The following is a 19,423-nucleotide window of genomic DNA, read 5'->3' as shown; positions in this document are numbered from 1 at the left end:
AACGGAAGTCATGGCTGAACCGCAAAGCCGCAGTTTCCACTGGCGTTTTGAGAATCCGCCGCAGGCCATCTGGCCGCTGCTGGCCGACACCGTGCGCTTCAACGAGGCCGCCGGCCTGCCGCGCTACGAGGTGACCGAGACCCTGCAGGACGACGGCTCGGTACGCTACGAGGGCAGCCTGCAGCGCGGGCCCGTCACCATCGCCTGGCGAGAGATTCCGGTGAACTGGGTGGCCAACCGCTGGTTCGAGCATCGCCGCGAGTTCCGCGGCGGGCCGCTGAAGGACCTCACCGCCCGCCTCACCCTGACGGACGAGCCGGGCGGCGGCTGCCGTGGCGACTACACCCTCAGCGCCACGCCGGCCAATCTGCTGGGCCGCCTGGTCCTCAAGGCCGGCTTTTTCGAGCGCACCGCCAAGACCTTCGCCGCCCTGGCCGCCGATGCCGACCGCTTTGCCGCCGGCGCCGCGGCGCTGCCCTTCACCTTCAAGGCGCCGCGCCCGGACCCGGCGCTGAAGGCGCGGGTCGAGGCCCAGGTAGCGGAGATCGAGGCCAGCGGCCACGGCCACGGCCTGGCGGCGCGTCTGGCCGATCACCTGCTGAGCGCCCAGGAGGCCGATCTAGGCCACATCCGCCCGCTGGCGCTGGCGCGCGACTGGGGCGCCCAGCCGCGCGAAGTGATCGAACTTTGCCTGCAGGCGGTGCGCAGCGGCCTCCTGACCATGCGCTGGGACTTGCTCTGTCCGCGCTGCCGCGTCGCCAAGGCCGCGGTGCAGGCCCTCGACCAGCTGCCCAAGGGGGCGCACTGCGCGACCTGCAACATCGACTATGACCGCGACTTCTCGCGCAATGTGGAGCTGAGCTTCGCCCCGGCCCCGGCGGTGCGCGAACTGGGCACGGGTGAGCACTGTCTTTTCGGGCCCATGTCGACGCCGCACATCTGGCTGCAGCGGACCCTGGCGCCGGGCGCAGCCCTGGCCGAGCCCTGCGAGCTGCCCGCCGGCAGCTATCGCCTGCGCACCCTGGAGGCGGGACCGGAAGAGGAGGTCGTGCTGGCCGAGGGCGAGGCCCTGCCCGAGGTGGTGGTGGACGGCGCGGCCGTGCGCCTCGGCGGGGCGGGCGAAGCCGGACGGGTGCTGCTGCGCAACGAGTCCGCCGGCCCCCTGACCGTCATCGTCGAGGAGCGCCGCTGGGCGCGCGATGCGCTGACCGCCGACCGGGTGACCGCGCTGCAGGCCTTCCGCGACCTCTTCTCCGATCAGGTGCTGCGGCCCGGCGACGAGGTGGCGGTGGCGCGGGTGGCGCTGCTCTTCACCGACCTGAAGCGCTCCACCGACCTCTACGGCAGCATCGGCGACGCCGCCGCCTACCACCTGGTGCGCGATCACTTCGCCTTCCTGGGCGCCATCGTGCGGCGGCACAGCGGCGCGCTGGTGAAGACCATCGGCGACGCCATCATGGCCGCCTTCGCCGCGCCCGGCGATGCCCTGGCCGCCGCGCTCGACATCCAGCGCGAGCTCGGCAGCTTCAACGAGTCGGAAACGCGCGCCCTGGCCATCAAGGTCGGCCTGCACGAAGGCCCCTGCATCGCCGTCACCCTGAACGGGCGTCTCGACTACTTCGGCACAACGGTCAACATGGCCGCGCGCCTGCAGGGGCAGAGCGAGGGCGGCGACATCGTGCTGTCGCAGGCCGTGGCGGAAGACCCGGCGGTGGCGGCCCTGCTGCCGGGACTTGACTGCAGCGCGGAGACCACGGCCCTGAAGGGCTTCGACGCCCCGGTCGCCTTCCGCCGTATCCGCGTCTAGCGGGCTGCAACTTTCGATCTCTGGCCCCGCCGCGCGGCTGCGCTATGATGCGCGCCTCTGCGAAAGACCTATTGCGAAAGACCTTGGGGGGATTCGATGAAACGGGGAACACGGCGCAGCCTGGCGCGCCTGCTGCTTGCCGCCATGCTTTCGGCGCTGCTGCCCGCGGCGGCAGCCGCGGCCGACTTCGATCTGGCGAAACTGAAGGACGGCGGCTACGTGGTGCTGCTGCGTCATGTGAAGGCCGGCGGCGCCGATGCCGACGACTTCGACCTGAAGGACTGCCGCACCCAGCGCCAGGTCGGCAAAGCGGGCCGCGCGCAGGGTGCCGTCCTGGCCGAACGTTTCCGCGCCGCCGGGATCACCGAAGCGACGGTGCTGAGCTCGCAGTTCTGCCGCGCCAAGCAGACGGCGGAACTGCTGGGGCTCGGCCCGGTGACAGAGGAGCCGGCGCTGAACTACTTCCACTGGACCCTGGGCGGCGAGGACGAAATGAACGCGGCCATCCGCCGCCTCTTCGCCGAGATGAAGCCACCCAGCGGGCCGCTGGTGCTGGTGACCCACAGCCACGCCTTCGTCGCCCTGGGCCAGGAGAAGCCGCCCTCGGGCGGCGGCCTGGTGTTCATTCCGAACGGCAGCGCGCGGCCGGAGGTTGCCGGGTCCATCACTGCCCCGGAGTAAGGGTGTCTCCGCCGCTCTCCCCCTCACCCAGCTTCGCCTAAGCTCGATCTCCAATCTCGCTAAGGCTGCGCAACCCTCTCCCGCCGGGGGAGAGGGAATTTGTTGGGCGGCACTTTGTAACCCTCTCCCCTCGTGGGAGAGGGAGGGCCCGCGAAGCGGGAGGGTGAGGGGGACACTCAATACCCTGCGGCAGCGGGACTCTGCCGAGCGGGATTTGCAAATCTGCGGTGCCGGGCGCGTGCTAGCCTTGCGGGCATGACGGGAGATTCCGAAGCCTCTTCCCCGGCCACAGAAGCGGTTCCGGCGGGCAGCGTTGCGGCGGTGGCCCTGGGCGGCTGCCTGGCGCTGGCCGCGGCCATGGGCATCGGGCGCTTCGTCTACACCCCCATCCTGCCCTTCATGGTGGAAAGCCTGGGCCTCACCCAGGCCGAGGCCGGCGTCATCGCCTCGGCCAACTTCCTCGGCTACCTCCTGGGCGCGCTGGCCGCGGCCAAGGCCAGCCTGCCGGGCGGGCGGCGGCGCTGGTTTCTGATTTCCTTGGGCATCTCCGCGGCGACCACCGCGGCCATGGCGCTCGAGGCCTCGGTGCCGCTTTTCCTCTTCCTGCGTTTTGCCTCGGGCGTGGCCAGCGCCGTCGTGCTGGTCTTCGCTTCCGCCCTGGTGCTCGACCGCCTGGCCGCGGCGGGCCGTCCCGGCCTCTCGGCGCTGCACTTCGCCGGCGTGGGCGTCGGCATCGCGGGCTCGGCGGTGCTGGTCGCGGGCCTGGCCGCCGGCGGCGTCGGCTGGCGCGGGCTGTGGCTCGCCAGCGGCGCCCTGGCCCTGCTGGCGCTCCTCGCCGTGCTGCACCTGGTGCCGGCCGAGCGGGAACCGCCGCCGACACCCCGTCCCGCCGGCAGGGCGCGGCCCAACCCGCGGCTCGTCGCCCTCATCCTCGCCTACGGCCTCTTCGGCTTCGGCTACGTGATCACGGCGACCTTCATCTCGACACTTGTGCGCCTGACCCCGGCGCTGCAGTGGCTGGAGCCCTATGTCTGGCTGACCGTCGGGCTGGCCGGCATCCCCTCGGTGGCGCTCTGGGGCTGGGTTGCGAAGCGGATCGGCAACGGCCGGGCCTTCGCCGGCGCCTGCCTGGTGGAGAGCATTGGCGTCGCTTTCTCGGTGCTGGGCGAGGGCGCGGTGGCGGTGCTGCTGGCCGCGGCGCTGCTGGGCGGCACCATCATGGGCATCACCGCCCTGGGCCTGGTCCACGCCCGAAGCCTTTCCAAGGGCGATCCGCGCCGCTCCATGGCGCTGATGACCGCGGCCTTCGGGCTGGGCCAGATGATCGGGCCCAGCTTCGCCGGCATCGCCTACGGCATCGGCCAGTCCTTCACCCTGCCGACGCTGGTCGCCTCGGCCGCGCTGCTGCTCGCCTTCTTTCTCACCATGGAGTGGCGGCGGGGCTAGCGTCGTGGGCCCTAGCTCGCGTAGCCCACGTAGCAGAACCAATTCCCGAGCAGCAGCGCCAAGATCGCGCTGGCGAACAGCAGGGAGCTTCTGGCCGTCCAAGCGGTAAAGCGTATCGCCGCCTGGGGAAAGACCAGCAGCAGGATGCCCTTGGCCACTCCCAGCCAGCCCAAAATGGTCAGGATCACCCGCCAGTCGGCGACCCAGAGGTTGTGGAACAACAGGACCGCTACGCCGAAGACCAGGGCCATCGCGCCGGAAAGATAGTAGAGGATCCCGCCGCTCGGCAGGCTGCGCAGCATCTCGCGGTAATAGCCCTGGTTCAGCAGCAGGCCGACTCCCACCGCCAGATACAGCGGGCCGATGAGTCGCGCCAGGAGAATGGAAACGTCCATTGCCAGATTGCCTTTCGGTGGTTCGGCGGCTTCGCCGATGGCTTCAGTCGCCCAGGGCCCTGGCGGCCGGCGCGGCCTCCTGCGCTGCTTCGGCCGCCGGCAGGTAGAGGCGGAAGACGGTGCCGCGCTCGCCGGCGCGCTTGATCTCGATGCGCCCGCCCTGGGCTTCCATGTAGGAGCGCGCGATGGTGAGTCCCAGGCCGACGCCGGTGTTCTCCGCCACGAAGGAGTTGCCTTCCTGCCAGAAGGGCTCGAAGACGCGGGCCAGGCGCGCCTCGTCGATGCCGATGCCGTTGTCCTCGACGCTGGCGACGGCGAAGCCGCCCTCCTGTTGGGCGCTGCAGGTCACCGTGCCGCCGCGCTGGGTGTACTTGATGGCGTTGGAGATGCCGTTGATCAGCGCCTGCTTGGTAAGGCGGGAGTCGCAGCGCATCAGGCAGGGCGTCACCGCGCGGTTGACCAGGGTGATGTCCTTCTGCTCGGCCAGGGGCTTGAGGATGCGCAGGATGTCGCCGAACATCCCGCTGAGGTCGCAGGTCGTCTCCTCGATATCCAGGGCGCCGGCCTCGACGCGGGAGAGATTGAGGATGTCGTTGATGATGGCCTGCAGGCCGCTGGCGGCCTCGTGGATGTTGCGCGCGTAGTCGCCGACCTTCTCGACCACCTTCTCCTTCGGCAGCACGGCCAGCACCTCGGAGAAACCGAGGATGGCGTTCAGGGGCGTGCGCAACTCGTGGCTCATGTTGGCCAGGAACTGCGACTTGGCGGCGTTGGCCGCTTCGGCGCTCTGGCGCGCCTCCAGGTATTCCTGGTTGCGCCGCTCCAGGCGCATCATCAGCTCTTCGCTGTTGTTGTAGGACTCGATCAGCTCCTGCTCGTGTTTCTTCAAGGCGTCGTAGGCCTTGGCGAAGCTGGCCATCAGCATGCCGACCCCGGCGGTCAGGGTGAAGACCTGCCCGATGGCGTAGGCGGCGTAGACCATGCCGTAGGCCTCCCACATCGGGTAGAACAGGATGGAGGCGGTACGCCCGAGGAAGGCGGCGGCGATGAGGGTGTTGAGACCGCCGCCCTCGCGCAGGAACATCGCCGCGGCGGCGACGTAGCCGATGCTTATGCAGGCGGTGAGATAGATGTAGCCCTCGGTCTTGCCGAGCAGTTCGGCCAGGCCGTAGCCGGGCAGGGCGATGGCGGCGAAGAGCAGCAGGAAGGCGTAGCGCGGCGGCTGGGTCTGCTTGCGGTAGCCGAAAATGCCGAGCAGCAGCAGCGGCACGGCGACGCCCACGGCCAGGGAGGCCGGCAGCATGTTGCGGTCGACGATGACCGCCACGGCCAGGGCGAATTCGTAGGCGCTCCAGTGCAGCAGCCAGGGCGTGCGGTCGGCCGAGCGCCAGAACACGAAGAGCGCGCTGCCGATGATTACCAGCACGGCGACGTTCAGCGCCTTGATGATGAGGAAGGGATCCATGGCCCCCCGGGGCTTGCCTCCCGCGCGATCCACACCCCCCGGCGCGGCCGCACGGCTAAAAAATAGTCTAAATGTTTGTCTAGGCTAAATGATTTAACGGGTTATTAAATCGGGAGAACATAACGGAAGTCAATCACCGGGGGGTTGTGGGCGCCGCCGCAGTCCCGGACCGCGGCGGCCCTGCCGGCGGGTTTCCGCCGCTTCATGCTTTCCCCGCCATCGTTCGCGCGCTTATACTGCACCTGCGAAATAAGGAGCGCCGGCCGGGAGAAACCCTGAATGTCCCGGGGGCCGCCGGCGCCGGGAATACCGGGGAGCAGAGGGCAGAGACCATGAGCGATTGGCCGGACAAGAGCGTGGAAGACTGGCGCGCCCTGGCGTCGAAGGAGCTGAAGGGCGCCGAGCCGGAGAGCCTCACCTGGCAGACGCCGGAGGGCATCGAGGTCAAGCCGCTCTACACCGCCGCCGACCTGGAAGGCCTGGAGACGGTCGACAGCCTGCCCGGCTTCGCCCCCTTCACCCGCGGCCCCCGCGCCACCATGTACGCCGGCCGGCCCTGGACGCTGCGCCAGTACGCCGGCTTCTCCACCGCCGAGGAGTCCAACGCCTTCTACCGCGCCAACCTGGCCGGCGGGCAGAAGGGGCTTTCGGTGGCCTTCGACCTGGCGACCCACCGCGGCTATGACTCCGATCATCCGCGCGTGGTCGGCGACGTCGGCAAGGCGGGCGTCGCCATCGATTCCGTGGAGGACATGAAGATCCTCTTCGACGGCATCCCCTTGGACGAGATGTCCGTCTCCATGACCATGAATGGCGCCGTGCTGCCGGTGCTGGCCGGCTACATCGTCGCCGCCGAGGAACAGGGTGTCGGGCCGGAGAAGCTCTCCGGCACCATCCAGAACGACATCCTGAAGGAGTTCATGGTCCGCAACACCTACATCTATCCGCCCGAGCCCTCGATGCGGATCGTCGCCGACATCATCGGCTACACCTCGCAGCACATGCCGCGCTTCAACTCCATCTCGATCTCCGGCTATCACATGCAGGAGGCCGGGGCGACCTGCGTGCAGGAGCTGGCCTTCACGCTCGCCGACGGCGTCGAGTACGTGCGCGCCGCCCAGTCCAAGGGCCTGGACGTGGACGCCTTCGCGCCGCGCCTGTCGTTCTTCTTCGCCATCGGCATGAACTTCTTCATGGAAATCGCCAAGCTGCGCGCCGCGCGCTTCCTCTGGGCCGAGCTGATGCAGAAGCACTTCCAGCCCAAGGACCCGCGCTCGCTGATGCTGCGCACCCATTGCCAGACCTCGGGCGTCTCGCTCACCGAGCAGTCGCCCTACAACAACGTGGTGCGCACGGCGGTGGAGGCCCTGGCCGCGGCCCTGGGCGGTACCCAGTCGCTGCACACCAACGCCCTGGACGAGGCGGTCGCCCTGCCGACGCCCTTTTCCGCGCGCATCGCCCGCAACACCCAGCTGATCCTGCAGGAGGAGACGGGCATCACCAAGGTCGTCGATCCGCTGGCCGGCAGCTACTACGTGGAGAGCCTCACCGCCTCCATGGTGAACGAGGCGCGCAAGCTGATCGACGAGGTCGAAGAGATCGGCGGCATGACCAAGGCCGTCGAGTCCGGCATGCCGAAGCTGCGCATCGAAGAGTCCGCGGCGCGGCGCCAGGCGCGCATCGACCGCGGCGAGGAAGTCGTCGTCGGCGTCAACAAGTACCGCAGCGAGCAGGACGACCCGGTCGAGATCCTCGACATCGACAACACCTCGGTGCGCGAGCAGCAGGTCAAGCGCCTGGAGAAGATCCGCGCCGAGCGCGACGACGCGGCGGTGACCGCGGCGCTGGCCGACCTCACCAAGGCGGCCGAGGACGGCAGCGGCAACCTGCTGGACCTGGCGGTCAAGGCGACGCGGGTGCGCGCCACGGTGGGCGAGATCTCCGACGCGCTGGAGAAGGTCTACACCCGCCACCGCGCGATCATCCGCTCGGTCACCGGCATCTACGGCTCGGCCTACGAGGGCGACGAGGGCTTCAACCGCATCCAGTCGGAGGTCCTGGCCTTCGAGGCGGAGGAGGGCCGGCGCCCGCGCATGCTGGTGGTGAAGCTGGGCCAGGACGGCCACGATCGCGGCGCCAAGGTGATCGCCACCGCCTTCGCGGATATCGGCTTCGACGTCGACGTCGGCCCGCTGTTCCAGACCCCGGAGGAGGCCGCGCGCCAGGCCGTCGAGAACGACGTCCACATCATCGGCGTCTCCAGCCAGGCCGCCGGCCACAAGACCCTGGTGCCGCAGCTCATCGAGGCCCTGAAGACCCAGGGCGCCGACGACATCATCGTGGTCTGCGGCGGCGTCATCCCGCCCCAGGATTACGACATGCTGCTGAAGGCTGGCGTCTCGGCGATCTACGGCCCGGGGTCCAACATCCCCCACGCCGCCAGCGAGATCCTGGGCATCGTCAAGCAGCGCCGCAAGGCGGCGTGAGCAGAACAAAGACCGTCATGCTCGGGCTTGACCCGAGCATCCCTGGACGTGCCGCACGGAAGGTGCTGTGGAGGGATGGACCCTCGGGTCAAGCCCGAGGGTGACAGTGGTAGAGAAGGGCGAGGCCGGCCCCCTCACCCAGCTTCGCCTAAGCTCGGCCCTAGGCCTTGCTAAGGCTTCACAACCCTCTCCCACCAGGGGAGAGGGTTTGTTTTTGGTGCCCTCTCGCCTTCGTGGGAGAGGGAGGGGCCCGCGTTAGCGGGAGGGTGAGGGGGAACCCGCCCCAAGAGAATGATTGGCCCTGGGGCGCAGGGCCCCTATATCTCTCCTTAGATGCGCGCGACCACCCTCGAAAAAGACCAGCAGGTCGGCCTCGGCCAGCTCAAGGTCCTGGCCAACCTGCTGCCCTACCTCTGGCCCGCCGGGCGTAGCGACCTGAAGGTCCGCGTGGTGGCGGCCATGGTGCTGCTGGTCTGCGCCAAGCTGGCCATCGTCACCGTGCCCCTGGTGCTGAAGGCGGCGGTCGACGCCCTGACGCCGGGAGCGGCCGGGGCGGACGCCGCGGGCCTCGCCCTGGTGCTGCCGCTGGGCCTGCTGCTGGCCTACGGCGCGGTGCGGGTCGCGGCGCTCGGTTTCGGCGAACTGCGCGATACCCTTTTCTCCCGCGTCTCCCAGAACGCGGTGCGCCGGGTGGCGCTGGCCACCTTCCGCCACCTCCACGCGCTCTCGCTGCGCTTCCACCTGGAGCGCCAGACCGGCGGCCTCAGCCGCGCCATCGACCGCGGCACCAAGGGCATCGAGTTCCTGCTGCACTTCACCGCCATCTCGGTGATCCCGACATTGATCGAGGTGAGCCTCGCCTGCGGCATCTTGTGGGTCATGTTCGACTGGCGCTTCGCCCTCATCCCCTTCGCGACCATCGCCGGCTACGTGGTCTTCACCTTCAAGGTGACCGAGTGGCGCATCGAGATCCGCAAGCAGATGAACGACGCGGACAACGACGCCAGCACCAAGGCCATCGACAGCCTCCTGAACTTCGAGACGGTGAAGTACTTCGGCAACGAGGACCATGAGGCGCGGCGCTTCGACGGCGCGCTGGCCAGCTACGAGAGCGCGGCGGTGCGCAGCCGCTCCAGCCTCTCGGTGCTGAACACCGGGCAGTCGCTGATCATCGCCGTCGGCATCACCCTGCTGATGGTGCTGGCCGCCCAGGGCGTGGTGGCCGGGACCATGACCGTCGGCGACTTCGTCATGGTCAACGCCTACCTGCTGCAGCTCGCCATGCCGCTGAACTTCCTCGGCACGGTCTACCGCGAGATCAAGCAGTCGCTGATCGACCTGGAGACCATGTTCAAGCTGCTGCACTCCGATGCCGAGGTGCGCGACAGGGACGCGGCATCGGACCTCGACCTCAAGAAGGGCGAGGTGGTCTTCGAAAACGTCTCCTTCGGCTACGACCCGCGCCGGCCGATCCTGAAGGACGTCAGCTTCACGGTGAAGGCCGGCAACACGGTCGCCATCGTCGGGCCCTCGGGCGCCGGCAAGTCGACCATTTCGCGCATTCTCTTCCGCTTCTATGACGTGCTGGACGGCGCGGTGAAGATCGACGGTCAGGATCTGCGCGAGGTGACTCAGTCCTCCCTGCGCGCGGCCATCGGCATCGTCCCGCAGGACACGGTGCTGTTCAACGACACCGTCGGCTACAACATCCGCTACGGCCGCCCCTCGGCCAGCGAAGAGGAAATGCGCGAGGCCGCGCGCCTGGCGCAGATCGACGGCTTCGTGGCGGGCCTGCCCGACGGCTACGACACCATGGTGGGCGAGCGCGGCCTGAAGCTTTCCGGCGGTGAGAAGCAGCGTGTCGCCATCGCGCGGACCATCCTCAAGGGCCCGAAGATCCTGCTGTTCGACGAGGCGACCTCGGCCCTCGACACCAAGACCGAGCGCGAGATCCAGAAGTCCCTGAAGCAGGTCTCGCGCGACCGCACGACGCTGGTCATCGCCCACCGCCTCTCCACCGTGGTGGAGGCCGACGAGATCCTGGTGCTGGAGGCCGGCCGCATCGTCGAGCGCGGCCGCCACGAGGCGCTGCTGACGCGCGGTGGCGTCTACGCCCAGATGTGGGCGCGCCAGCAGGCCGCGGTGGAAGAAGAGCCCAGGCCCGCCGTTGCCGCTGCCGGCGGCGCGGCGGAGTAGCCGCGTTATCGCATTGAGCCGTAGTGTGCGGCGAGGAATTCCTCGATATCAGACAGGTCGATGGTCCACTCGGAAATGGCCTCGCCATCTTCTGTAGTCGTTTCCCGTCGCGGCACGGATTTGTAAGGCTGTGCTTCGCTAAAGGGCTTTGCCAGTTCCGCCAGGAACAGAAGCTGATTTTGAACCAGCACGCAGTCGCCGTCTCGATACAGCGGCCACCAGGTGATGAAGTTGGCTTTGTCGGGATCGTACATGGATGTGACAAGGGCTGATTTGTCTTCACCCTTGACCAGGCGTTCCAGCGCCTCCTTCCATTGGGACCGATATCTCTCCTGGTCCCAATGGGACAGGGACGCATGGAAGTCTTCCTGAAAATTCCCGAGCTTGATCGATCCCAGGGCGATCTTCTCGCCGTCCGACTCGAACTGGTCCTCGCTCAAGGTGATCCAAAAAGCTGTCATGCGTGCTCGCCCCCCTCGCCGGGGGATTGTTGCCCAATAGATGCTGGGGTCAAGCCCGGGCTCAATGATTTGAGATCAGATCAGCGCCAGTCCCACCGAGGCGACCAGCAGCACGGCGAAGGCGATGTTGGTGATGCGCGCCTTCACCGGGTCGTGCAGCAGGGCGGCGATCATCGAGCCGAAAACCAGCCAGATGAGATTCACGACCACGATGACCAGGGTCAGGGCCGCGATCTTCGCCGCCGCGTCGAGGGCGAGGTCGCCGGGCACGACGGTGTTGCCGGCATAGATCGCGCCGAGCACGGCGAAGGCCTTGGGGTTGGCGACCGCCAGGAAATAGCCGCCGGGAAAGGCCGGCGCCTTGGCCGCCGTGCCCGCCTTGGACAGCGGCGGCGCCGTGGCGATGCGCCAGGCGAGATAGAGGATGTAGGCGGCCGCGGCGAGGGTGATCGCCGAGCTCAGGGCCGGAACGGTCAGGACCACCGCTGTGACGCCGCTGGCCATGAGGCAGAGCACGGTCGCCGTGCCGGCGATGATGCCGAAAACATAGGGCAGGCCGCGCCTGGCGCCGAAGGCCGCGCCCATGGCGGCGGAGCCCAGGGTGGCCGGTCCCGGGCTGCCCATCAGCGGCAGGGCGGCCAGCCACAGCAGGCCGAGGTTGGTGATCAGAGAGGCGCCGGCGGTCGTCATGGGTTAGACTTAGGCCCGATCCTGACCCCGATCTTGAAGGTTTGTGCAGGATGACAGCGAGACAGCAGTTGGAATGGCTGCGCTACCGTGCGGCGGCGCCCGGTTTCGACTGGGCCGAGGCGGCCCTGGTGGACCTGCAGTTCTCGCCGCACCGCCACGACACCTACGCCGTCGGCGTCACCACCCATGGCGTGCAGGCCTTCACCTATCGCGGTGCGGCGCGGGCCTCTTGCCCCGGCGACGTCTTCGTGCTGCATCCCGACGAGCTGCACGACGGCCGGCCGGGCAGGGAGGGCGGCTTCGGCTACAGGATCGTCTACGTCGCCCCGGAGCTGATCGGCGAAGCGCTCGGCGGGGCCGCGCTGCCCTTCGTGCCCGATCCGCTGGCCCGCGACCGGGCGCTGCGGGCGGTCGTTCCCGCGCTCTTCCCGCATCCTGACGACCCGCGTGAGGCGCTTGCCGAGAACGACCGCGTCACCCTCCTGGCCGGGGCGCTGGCGCGGGCGTCGGGGGCGCCCCTGCGGCCGGCGGTGCGGCACCCGCGCATGGCCCGCGTGAAGGATCACCTGGCGGCGACCTGCGCCGAAGGCATCTCCCTGGCGGTGCTGGAGCGCGAGCATGGCCTGGACCGCTTTACCCTGGCCCGGCAGTTCCGCAAGGCCTACGGCGTCTCGCCCAGCCGCTTCGTCACCCTGCGCCGCCTCGACCTCGCCAAAGGCGCCATCGCCGAGGGCCGCTCCCTGGCAGCCGCGGCTGCGAGCGCCGGCTTTGCCGACCAGGCGCACATGACGCGGCAGTTCCGCGCGGCCTTCGGCACCACGCCCGGGAAGTGGCGCGCATTGTTGCACGCGGCCTGAGGCGTTAGCCTTTGCCCATGACATCCAGTGTCACAACGCCGGCTTTCACCCACCTGGCGCTGCACGTGCGCGACCTGGCGGCCTGCCTGGCCTTCTACCGGGACTACTGCGGCATGAACGTGGTGCATGAACGAAACGATGGCGGTGTGCGCGTGGTCTGGCTGGCCGAACCGGGCAGGGAGAAGGACTTCATCATCGTCATGCTGCCCGGCGGGCCGGGCCGCGACCAGGCCGAAGGCGACTTCAGCCACCTGGGCTTCGCTTTGGAGAGCAAGGAGGCCGTCGACGCCATCGCCGCGCGCGCCGAGGCCGCCGGCTGCCTCGCCTGGGCGCCCCGGCAGGAGCCTTATCCCGTCGGCTACTACTGCGGCCTCAAGGACCCCGACGGCAACTTCGTCGAGTTCAGCTACGGCCAGCCGCTGGGGCCGGGGGCAGAGGGTTAGATAAACAACCAAACTCACCCCCTACCCATCCTTCCCCCATCAAGGGGGAAGGGGCTGTTTGGTGCGGCTGCCTACTTTGAATCCCCTCCCCCTTGGATGGGGGAGGGTTAGGGTGGGGGTGACAGCCTCTCCGCATCTCGGCTCACGACGCGAGAGACTTGCATTTCGCTGCCCCTTCGGCCCATAAGCGGGGCATGACGAAACCGGGGGCAGAGGATCAGGCCGGGCTGGCCGGCAAGGTCGTGGCGGGCGACCGCCGCGCGCTGGCCCGCGCCATCACCCTCATAGAATCGACCAAGCCCGAGCACAGCGAGGAGGCCGAGAGCCTGCTGGAGGCGCTGCTGCCGGCCAGCGGCAAGTCGGTGCGCATCGGCATCTCGGGCGTGCCCGGCGTCGGCAAGTCCACCTTCATCGAGCGTTTCGGCCTGCACCTGGTCGAGCAAGGCCACCAGGTGGCGGTGCTGGCGGTCGACCCTTCCTCCAAGGTCTCCGGCGGCTCGATCCTGGGCGACAAGACCCGCATGGAGGAGCTGTCGCGCCATCCCCGGGCCTTCATCCGCCCCTCGCCCACCGGCGGCACCCTGGGCGGCGTCGCCCGGCGCACCCGCGAGGCCATGCTGGTCTGCGAGGCCGCGGGCTTCGACGTGGTGATCGTCGAGACCGTCGGCGTCGGCCAGTCGGAGACGGCGGTGGCGGAGATGGTCGACATCTTCCTCTTGATGCTGCTGCCCGGCGGCGGCGACGAGCTGCAGGGCATCAAGAAGGGCATCGTCGAGCTGGCCGACGCGGTCATCGTCAACAAGGCCGACGGCGACCTGGTCCCGGCGGCCGACCGGGCGGTGGCGGAATACTACGGCGCCCTGGGCCTCCTGCGCGCGCCCAACCCGGACTGGCGCCCGCCGGTGCTGAAATGCTCGGCCCTGCTGGACGAGGGCATCGACGCGGTCTGGGAGACCGTCCAGAAGCACCGGGAGATCATGGAGGCCAGCGGCGCCCGCGCCGCCAAGCGCGCCGCCCAGGCCGGCGCCTGGATGTGGGCCGAGATCTCCGACGGCCTCATGCGCCGCTTCAAGGCCCAGCCGGAGGTGGCTCGCGAGCTCCAGGGCCTGGAGCGCGAGGTCCGGGCCGGCAAGACCACCCCGACGGCCGCCGCCCGCCGCCTGGTGGGGCTGTTCATCGGGGATTAACTGGATTCGCGGGTAATTTCAGTCATTCCGCCTCACCCAGCTTCGGCTAGGCTCGGCTTTGTGCCTCGCCAAGCCTGCGCAGCCCTCTCCCACCAGGGGAGAGGGGTAAATTATTGGCGTGGCGAGGAAAATTCCCTCTCCCCTTGTGGGAGAGGGAGGGGCCCGCGCAGCGGGAGGGTGAGGGGGTGGCGCAAGCGGCCAGATGCTCGGGAATCGGCTTGACGGGGCCCCGCTGCTGCCTTAGAAACCAGCCCGCACCGGGTGGCGCAGCCGCCCGGTAACCTTTTTCAATGGATGCCTGCCAGCCCCTAGGGATACCGGGGCGCGGGCCACAGACCTGGGATTTGCGATCATGGCACGACGTTGCGACTTCACCGGCAAGGGCGTTCAGACCGGCAACAACGTGAGCCACGCCAACAACCGCACCCGCCGGCGCTTCCTGCCGAACCTGCAGGACGTCAGCCTGATGAGCGACGTGCTGGGCACCACCGTGCAGCTGCGCCTCTCGACCCGCGCCATCCGTACCGTGGAGAAGCGCGGCGGCATCGACGCCTACCTGCTGTCGACCTCCTCGGAGAAGCTCGGCCAGAAGGCCCGCGAGCTGAAGCGCCGCATCAAGAAGGCCGCCGAGAAGCAGGGCGCCGCCGCCTGAGCTTCAACTCGCCTCTTTAAGGGGTTCATAGAGTTTCCGAAAGGCCCGCTCCCAGCGGGCCTTTTGCTTTTCTGGAAAGCCAGGGAAGAGGTGTTCCTTGCCCTCTCAACGGGCCGGGGTATAGAGCTGAACCGGTTCTGAAAAACCTTTGAGTGTCTGGGCGCCCAGGGATTCAAAGCCCAGGACGCCGCCGTTGCAGGCATTCCGGACCTCGTGGGATACGAGGACGGTGTTGGCCTGGGCGAGACCACAAATTCGCGCCGCCATCTGCACCGCCGAACCGAAGAGGTCATTGCTCTCTTCGACGGGGTCGCCGGCGTGTATGCCGATCCTCACGTGGATCGGCGTCTTGCTGCTCTCGTTGTACGACCCGAGCTCTTCCTGAATCCTCATGGCACAGGCGACCGAAGCCGGCACATCGTTGAACGACGCCATGATGCCGTCCCCGAGATGCTTCACCTCGGAACCGCCATGCTGTTCCAGGGACCGCCGAATGATCGCATCGTGCGCCCTCAGCAGCTCCAACGCCATCGTATCGCCGAGCTGTTCCGTCATTTCCGTCGAACCGACCATGTCCGTGAACATGATGGCGCGGAAGGCCGAATCGTCGAGCGGCGCCGCCTTGGCAGCGGGCGGATCCTGGATGCGGCCGAGAAAGGCTTCGACGGCCGAGAGCTCCACGGCGATCATTTCGTTGGCGACGTGTCCATGGGCCTCCGCATGGACCCGGTCGGCCATGGCTTTGTCCGGCGCATCCACGAGACAGAAGGTCGTCCGGCGTTCGGAATCGTACCAATAGGTCAGGAACCTCACACCGTATTTGTCCTGAATTTCCAGATCCCGGATGTGCAGCTCGGCGATGTCTTCCGCGGACGCCTCGCCCACGTCGTGACGGTCCAGAAAGATCGGCATCTCTTCGGTCCCCGCTGATTCCCTTTGATCCCAGCCACGATTTGCTCAGGCCTTGAACTCGAAGTGGGGCCGGCAAGCGGACGTGGCCTGTTCGTATCGGCTTTCGATTCTCCTGCGACACCCTGCCGCCGGCTTGGCTCGCTTCGCGCTTTCGGCGACTTACTGCCCCTCAGTCGACGTGGACCTTGAAGTCCTTCTTCTCGCCGGTCTCCAGATTGTACTGAGAGCGCACGGTGTGGTTCACATGCCGGCCGTAGGTGTGCAATGACAGGGTGACCTTGTCCGTCTCGTTGCGTACCGAGTGGATGCCGCCGGTTTTCATGCAGATCAGCTCGCCCTCGTCGGCGTCGATCTCGTTCTTCACTTCCAGCTCGGCGTAGTCGGGTCGGCTGCGGTCGTCGACACGGGCGTAGCGCGTGTTGCGTTCCACGCCCTCGATGCCGGCCACCACCGCCCAGGTGCCGTGGTCGTGCGGCGGCGCGCCGCGGCCGGGCAGCCAGTTTGCGACGAAGACCGCCAGGGAATGGTCCGGTTCCTCGTGCAATAGGATGGCGTTGAAGCCCTGTTCGGCGTTGGTCACGTAGTGCTTGTCCTGCAGCCAGCTCTTGTTGACGGCAAGGCGCTGGGCCAGCGGGCCGACGCGGCGGATGATCTCGTCCTCGTCGTCGGTCTCGGCGGTGATGCGCCGCAAATCCTCGACGTAGGTTTCCAAGGTGTAGGGCTGGTCCTTGGCTTGCGGTGACGGCATGCGGCTTCCCCCTCTGCTTTGTCTAGGCGGATAGCTTAGGCGAAATCGCGGCGTGGTGGGAACGCGAACTTTGTCTGCTACCAATTCTGCGCCGAGGTGATCTCCGGCAAGTTGTCGACGGCGGAGACTCTCAACCGCCCTTCAGCAGATCGAACTGCACGAGGAGGCTGCGCTGCAGGGGGCTGAAGTTGTCGTCGGAGATGAGCGTGATCCGCGTCGTGCCGTCGCTGAGTTGGTGGACGGCCACGCCCTCGAAGTTGTCGAGGGTGAGCGGCGGGCGCAACTCGGCGATCTCGAGGCCGTCCAGCAGGGCGCCCGGTTGGATCGCGGCGAGGGGAATGCGTCTTAAGCGGGCGCTGAGGCCGCCCAGCAGGGTGAAGCGCCGCTCCAGCAGGATGACGTCGCCGGAGGGAAGCTGCGCCGCGCCGGTCGGGTAGAAGAGGCCCTTGGGCTTCAGGGCCAGGCCCTGCCACAGGCCGGCGCCGTCGCGCAGATAGACCGCGTAGCCGGTGCCGATCCTCTGGCCTTCCGTGAAGGCGAGCAGGCGGTCGCCGGCCAGCGCCACCAGGGCCTCGATGCCGCCGTTGTCCTCGGCCGCCGCGAGGCTCGCGGGCGCGGTGATCTCCGCCGGCGGTTTTGTGAGGTCGCCGCCGGGAAAGCGCCGCAGGCGGTGGTGGCGCTCGTAGGCGACCAGCAGGCTGCCGTCGGCCAGCCGGGTCAGGGCCTCGGCGTCCTGCTCGGCCTTGCCGCTCAGCAGCAGGCCCCTGGTGTCGCGCAGGGCCCCCCACTGGCCCTCGGCGATGCCGGCGAGGTTGCCGGCCTTGTCGTAGGCGAGTCGCGCGGTGAGCCAGCGCCCGGCATCGGTGACGGCGGTGATGCGCCTGCCGTCGGGCGAGATCACCAGGTCGGAGAAGCCGCCGAAGCGCGGATCCCCGGCGCTGAGCAGCAGGCCGCCGCGCCAGCGCAGGTCGCCGGCGGTGAGTTCGGTCTTGTCCTCGGCGTTGAGCCGCAGCGGCGTCGTGCGCAGTTCAAGCGGCGTCTGGGCCGCGGCGGGCGCGGAGAGGAACAGCAGGCAGAGGAGAAGGGCGGTGAGGTGCGCCGTCCGCAAGGTCAGTGAACGCGCGCGCCGCGGCGGGCGCGGGGGGCCGCCATGGCGGCGGCGCTTTCTTCCTCGAAGAGCTCGGCCAGCTTCTCCATCACCGTGCCGCCCAGCTGCTCGGCGTCGACGATGGTGACGGCGCGGCGGTAGTAGCGGGTCACGTCGTGGCCGATGCCGATGGCCAGCAGTTCCACCGGTGAGCGGTTCTCGATGTAGGCGATGACGTCGCGCAGGTGGCGCTCCAGGTAGTTGCCCGGATTGACCGAGAGGGTCGAGTCGTCGACCGGCGCGCCGTCGGAGATCACCATAAGGATGCGGCGCTGCTCGGGGCGGCCGATCAGGCGGTTGTGCGCCCACAAGAGAGCCTCGCCGTCGATGTTCTCCTTCAGAATGCCCTCGCGCAGCATGAGGCCCAGGTTCTTGCGCGCCCGCCGCCAGGGCGCGTCGGCGGCCTTGTAGATGATGTGGCGCAGGTCGTTGAGGCGGCCCGGGTTGGGCGGCTTGCCGGCGCCGATCCAGCGCTCGCGCGCCTGGCCGCCCTTCCACATGCGCGTGGTGAAGCCCAGGATCTCCACCTTCACGCCGCAGCGCTCCAGCGTGCGCGCCAGGATGTCGGCGCTCATCGCCGCCACGGTGATCGGCCGGCCGCGCATGGAGCCCGAGTTGTCGATCAGCAGCGACACCACGGTGTCGCGGAACTCTGTGTCGCGCTCCTGCTTGTAGGTCAGCGAATGCATGGGATTGACGATGACGCGGGCGAGGCGCGCGGTGTCCAGCATGCCTTCGTCCAGGTTGAAGTCCCAGGCGCGGGTCTGCATGGCCAGCAGGCGGCGCTGCAGTCGGTTGGCCAGGCGCGCGATGACGCCCTGCAGATGGGCGAGCTGCTGGTCGAGCAGCTGGCGCAGGCGCGTCAGCTCGTCGGGGTCACAAAGCTCTTCGGCTTCGATGGTCTCGTCGAATTCCGTGGTGAAGGCGTGATAGGGCTCGTTGTCGCGGGCATTGTGGCCGAACAGCTCGGGCAGCTGGCCCGGGCGGCCCGGGTCTTCCTCGCCCTCGCCTTCCATCATCTCGCTGTCGGCCTCGGCGGCCTGCGGCTCGGCGGCCTCCGACTCGTCGCCGTCGCTGTCCTCGCCTTCCATGGAGGTCGGCGACTCGGCGCTCTCGTCGCCGTCGGTCTGGGTGCCGCTGCTGTCTTCCTCGGAATCGTCCTTCTGCTGCTCCTGCTCGTCGTCGTCCTGATCCAGCTCGTCTTCCAGGCCGACGTCGATGTCCAGGTGTTGCAGCATGTCGCGCACCGTCTCGGCGAAGAGCGCCTGATCCTCGGCGCGCTTCCCCAGTTCCTTGAGGTCCTGCAGGATCTCCTGTCCCAGCAGGGGGCGCCAGAGGTCGATGACGCCCTTGGCGCCGGCCGGCGACGGCGTGCCGGTCATGGCTTCGCGGGCCAGCAGGCGCAGGGCCTCCGACAGGGGCACGTCCTCGCGGTTCTGGGCGCGGTTCAGGCCGCGCACCCGGTACTGCTCCTCCAGGGCGGCGTCCAGGTTCTGCGCCACGCCGGCCATGCGTCGCATGCCCAGCGCCTCGCAGCGCGCCTGCTCGACGGCGTCGAAGATCTCCCGCGCCTCCTGGGAGCGCGGGCGCGCATGGGCATGCAGGCCGCCGTCGTGGTGGCGCAGGCGCAGCGCCGCGGCATCGGCCTCGCCGCGCACCAGCGCCGCGTCCTCCAGCGGCAGGTTGCGCGCCGGCAGCGTCACCTTCACTTCCTTGCCGACCAGCCCCTGGCCGCGCGGCGCGTAGGTGACGTTGATGTCGTCACGCTCTGCGATCGCGCGCACCGTCGCGGCGGTGGTCCGCCGGAAGACGTCGAGCGGGTTCTCGGGCTGGCTCATCTAGAAGCGTCT

Annotated in this window: 17 protein-coding genes; 9 read left to right on the top strand and 8 right to left on the bottom strand. The window is 68.7% G+C overall.

Translation table 11 applies throughout. From position 1 onward, the window contains the following. The first annotated feature begins 10 nt into the window (after positions 1–10). The 3 genes from H7X47_RS10320 to H7X47_RS10310 all read left to right on the top strand — a co-directional run bounded on the left by H7X47_RS10320 (position 11) and on the right by H7X47_RS10310 (position 3,934). Complete coding sequence (locus H7X47_RS10320; protein WP_193368594.1) at positions 11–1,807, top strand: adenylate/guanylate cyclase domain-containing protein; 1,797 nt, start codon at positions 11–13, stop codon at positions 1,805–1,807. A gap of 96 nt (positions 1,808–1,903) precedes the next feature. Continuing rightward, a complete protein-coding gene (locus H7X47_RS10315) occupies positions 1,904–2,488 on the top strand; it encodes a histidine phosphatase family protein (RefSeq protein WP_193368593.1) in 585 nt (194 codons plus the stop codon). 255 nt (positions 2,489–2,743) lie between these two features. Then, the gene (locus tag H7X47_RS10310; protein ID WP_227010368.1) at positions 2,744–3,934 is read left to right on the top strand and encodes a YbfB/YjiJ family MFS transporter; all 1,191 of its coding nucleotides are present in this window, start codon (positions 2,744–2,746) and stop codon (positions 3,932–3,934) included. 11 nt (positions 3,935–3,945) lie between these two features. On the opposite strand, the gene H7X47_RS10305 is transcribed toward H7X47_RS10310, so the two are convergent. Further along, positions 3,946–4,329, bottom strand: a complete 384-nt coding sequence (locus H7X47_RS10305; RefSeq protein WP_193368592.1) for a hypothetical protein — start codon at positions 4,327–4,329, stop codon at positions 3,946–3,948. Between the two features lie 43 nt (positions 4,330–4,372). Then, entirely contained in the window at positions 4,373–5,794 is a 1,422-nt protein-coding gene (locus H7X47_RS10300; RefSeq protein WP_193368591.1) for a sensor histidine kinase, read from the bottom strand. A 332-nt stretch (positions 5,795–6,126) separates the two neighbouring features. Between H7X47_RS10300 and scpA the strand changes: the two genes are divergently transcribed. Both scpA and H7X47_RS10290 read left to right on the top strand, forming a co-directional pair. Beyond that, positions 6,127–8,280: a methylmalonyl-CoA mutase gene (scpA, locus tag H7X47_RS10295; protein WP_193368590.1), complete on the top strand. Its 2,154-nt coding sequence runs from the start codon at positions 6,127–6,129 to the stop codon at positions 8,278–8,280. 333 nt (positions 8,281–8,613) lie between these two features. Then, positions 8,614–10,476 carry an ABCB family ABC transporter ATP-binding protein/permease gene (locus tag H7X47_RS10290; protein WP_193368589.1) on the top strand — a complete coding sequence of 621 codons (1,863 nt, stop codon included), beginning with the start codon at positions 8,614–8,616 and terminating at the stop codon, positions 10,474–10,476. A gap of 5 nt (positions 10,477–10,481) precedes the next feature. On the opposite strand, the gene H7X47_RS10285 is transcribed toward H7X47_RS10290, so the two are convergent. Together H7X47_RS10285 and H7X47_RS10280 are read right to left on the bottom strand one after the other, a co-directional pair. Beyond that, positions 10,482–10,937, bottom strand: coding sequence for a hypothetical protein (locus H7X47_RS10285; protein WP_193368588.1), 456 nt, complete (start codon positions 10,935–10,937; stop codon positions 10,482–10,484). Between the two features lie 75 nt (positions 10,938–11,012). Further along, positions 11,013–11,627 (bottom strand): LysE family translocator, encoded by a 615-nt coding sequence (locus H7X47_RS10280; RefSeq protein WP_193368587.1) that lies wholly within the window; start codon positions 11,625–11,627, stop codon positions 11,013–11,015. A gap of 50 nt (positions 11,628–11,677) precedes the next feature. Here H7X47_RS10280 and H7X47_RS10275 point away from each other — a divergent pair, with 50 nt between their 5' ends. The 4 genes from H7X47_RS10275 (at position 11,678) to rpmB (ending at position 14,766) form a co-directional block, all read left to right on the top strand. Next, a complete protein-coding gene (locus H7X47_RS10275; RefSeq protein WP_193368586.1) occupies positions 11,678–12,484 on the top strand; it encodes an AraC family transcriptional regulator in 807 nt (268 codons plus the stop codon). A gap of 17 nt (positions 12,485–12,501) precedes the next feature. Then, entirely contained in the window at positions 12,502–12,927 is a 426-nt protein-coding gene (locus H7X47_RS10270) for a VOC family protein (RefSeq protein ID WP_193368585.1), read from the top strand. A 194-nt stretch (positions 12,928–13,121) separates the two neighbouring features. Further along, on the top strand, positions 13,122–14,114 hold the full coding sequence (gene meaB, locus H7X47_RS10265; RefSeq protein ID WP_193368584.1) for a methylmalonyl Co-A mutase-associated GTPase MeaB: 993 nt from the start codon (positions 13,122–13,124) through the stop codon (positions 14,112–14,114). A 352-nt stretch (positions 14,115–14,466) separates the two neighbouring features. After that, positions 14,467–14,766, top strand: a complete 300-nt coding sequence (gene rpmB / locus H7X47_RS10260; protein WP_193368583.1) for a 50S ribosomal protein L28 — start codon at positions 14,467–14,469, stop codon at positions 14,764–14,766. A 105-nt stretch (positions 14,767–14,871) separates the two neighbouring features. On the opposite strand, the gene H7X47_RS10255 is transcribed toward rpmB, so the two are convergent. The 4 genes from H7X47_RS10255 to cobT all read right to left on the bottom strand — a co-directional run bounded on the left by H7X47_RS10255 (position 14,872) and on the right by cobT (position 19,411). Then, complete coding sequence (locus H7X47_RS10255; protein WP_193368582.1) at positions 14,872–15,678, bottom strand: nickel-binding protein; 807 nt, start codon at positions 15,676–15,678, stop codon at positions 14,872–14,874. A gap of 169 nt (positions 15,679–15,847) precedes the next feature. Beyond that, positions 15,848–16,426, bottom strand: a complete 579-nt coding sequence (locus tag H7X47_RS10250) for a cysteine dioxygenase family protein (RefSeq protein WP_193368581.1) — start codon at positions 16,424–16,426, stop codon at positions 15,848–15,850. 130 nt (positions 16,427–16,556) lie between these two features. Then, a complete protein-coding gene (locus H7X47_RS10245) occupies positions 16,557–17,534 on the bottom strand; it encodes an esterase-like activity of phytase family protein (RefSeq protein WP_193368580.1) in 978 nt (325 codons plus the stop codon). Positions 17,535–17,536: 2 nt separating this feature from the next. Beyond that, the gene (cobT, locus tag H7X47_RS10240) at positions 17,537–19,411 is read right to left on the bottom strand and encodes a cobaltochelatase subunit CobT (protein ID WP_193368579.1); all 1,875 of its coding nucleotides are present in this window, start codon (positions 19,409–19,411) and stop codon (positions 17,537–17,539) included. Positions 19,412–19,423: the final 12 nt, after the last annotated feature.

Origin of the sequence: Pelagibius marinus, assembly GCF_014925385.1 — a bacterium.
In the GTDB taxonomy this organism is placed as follows: Bacteria; Pseudomonadota; Alphaproteobacteria; order Kiloniellales; family Kiloniellaceae; genus Pelagibius; species Pelagibius marinus.
Note: the sequence above shows the minus strand (reverse complement) of the source record. Positions and strands in the feature narration are given on the sequence as shown.

Excerpts from the sequence above, each read along its gene's own strand:
- H7X47_RS10310 (WP_227010368.1), top strand. The coding sequence starts at position 2,744 with ATGACGGGAGATTCCGAAGCCTCTTCCCCGGCCACAGAAGCGGTTCCG.
- rpmB (WP_193368583.1), top strand. The coding sequence starts at position 14,467 with ATGGCACGACGTTGCGACTTCACCGGCAAGGGCGTTCAGACCGGCAAC.
- H7X47_RS10280 (WP_193368587.1), bottom strand. The coding sequence starts at position 11,627 with ATGACGACCGCCGGCGCCTCTCTGATCACCAACCTCGGCCTGCTGTGG.
- H7X47_RS10255 (WP_193368582.1), bottom strand. The coding sequence starts at position 15,678 with ATGCCGATCTTTCTGGACCGTCACGACGTGGGCGAGGCGTCCGCGGAA.
- H7X47_RS10305 (WP_193368592.1), bottom strand. The coding sequence starts at position 4,329 with ATGGACGTTTCCATTCTCCTGGCGCGACTCATCGGCCCGCTGTATCTG.
- H7X47_RS10270 (WP_193368585.1), top strand. The coding sequence starts at position 12,502 with ATGACATCCAGTGTCACAACGCCGGCTTTCACCCACCTGGCGCTGCAC.
- H7X47_RS10250 (WP_193368581.1), bottom strand. The coding sequence starts at position 16,426 with ATGCCGTCACCGCAAGCCAAGGACCAGCCCTACACCTTGGAAACCTAC.
- H7X47_RS10320 (WP_193368594.1), top strand. The coding sequence starts at position 11 with ATGGCTGAACCGCAAAGCCGCAGTTTCCACTGGCGTTTTGAGAATCCG.
- meaB (WP_193368584.1), top strand. The coding sequence starts at position 13,122 with ATGACGAAACCGGGGGCAGAGGATCAGGCCGGGCTGGCCGGCAAGGTC.
- H7X47_RS10275 (WP_193368586.1), top strand. The coding sequence starts at position 11,678 with ATGACAGCGAGACAGCAGTTGGAATGGCTGCGCTACCGTGCGGCGGCG.
- H7X47_RS10290 (WP_193368589.1), top strand. The coding sequence starts at position 8,614 with ATGCGCGCGACCACCCTCGAAAAAGACCAGCAGGTCGGCCTCGGCCAG.
- H7X47_RS10300 (WP_193368591.1), bottom strand. The coding sequence starts at position 5,794 with ATGGATCCCTTCCTCATCATCAAGGCGCTGAACGTCGCCGTGCTGGTA.
- cobT (WP_193368579.1), bottom strand. The coding sequence starts at position 19,411 with ATGAGCCAGCCCGAGAACCCGCTCGACGTCTTCCGGCGGACCACCGCC.
- scpA (WP_193368590.1), top strand. The coding sequence starts at position 6,127 with ATGAGCGATTGGCCGGACAAGAGCGTGGAAGACTGGCGCGCCCTGGCG.
- H7X47_RS10285 (WP_193368588.1), bottom strand. The coding sequence starts at position 10,937 with ATGACAGCTTTTTGGATCACCTTGAGCGAGGACCAGTTCGAGTCGGAC.
- H7X47_RS10315 (WP_193368593.1), top strand. The coding sequence starts at position 1,904 with ATGAAACGGGGAACACGGCGCAGCCTGGCGCGCCTGCTGCTTGCCGCC.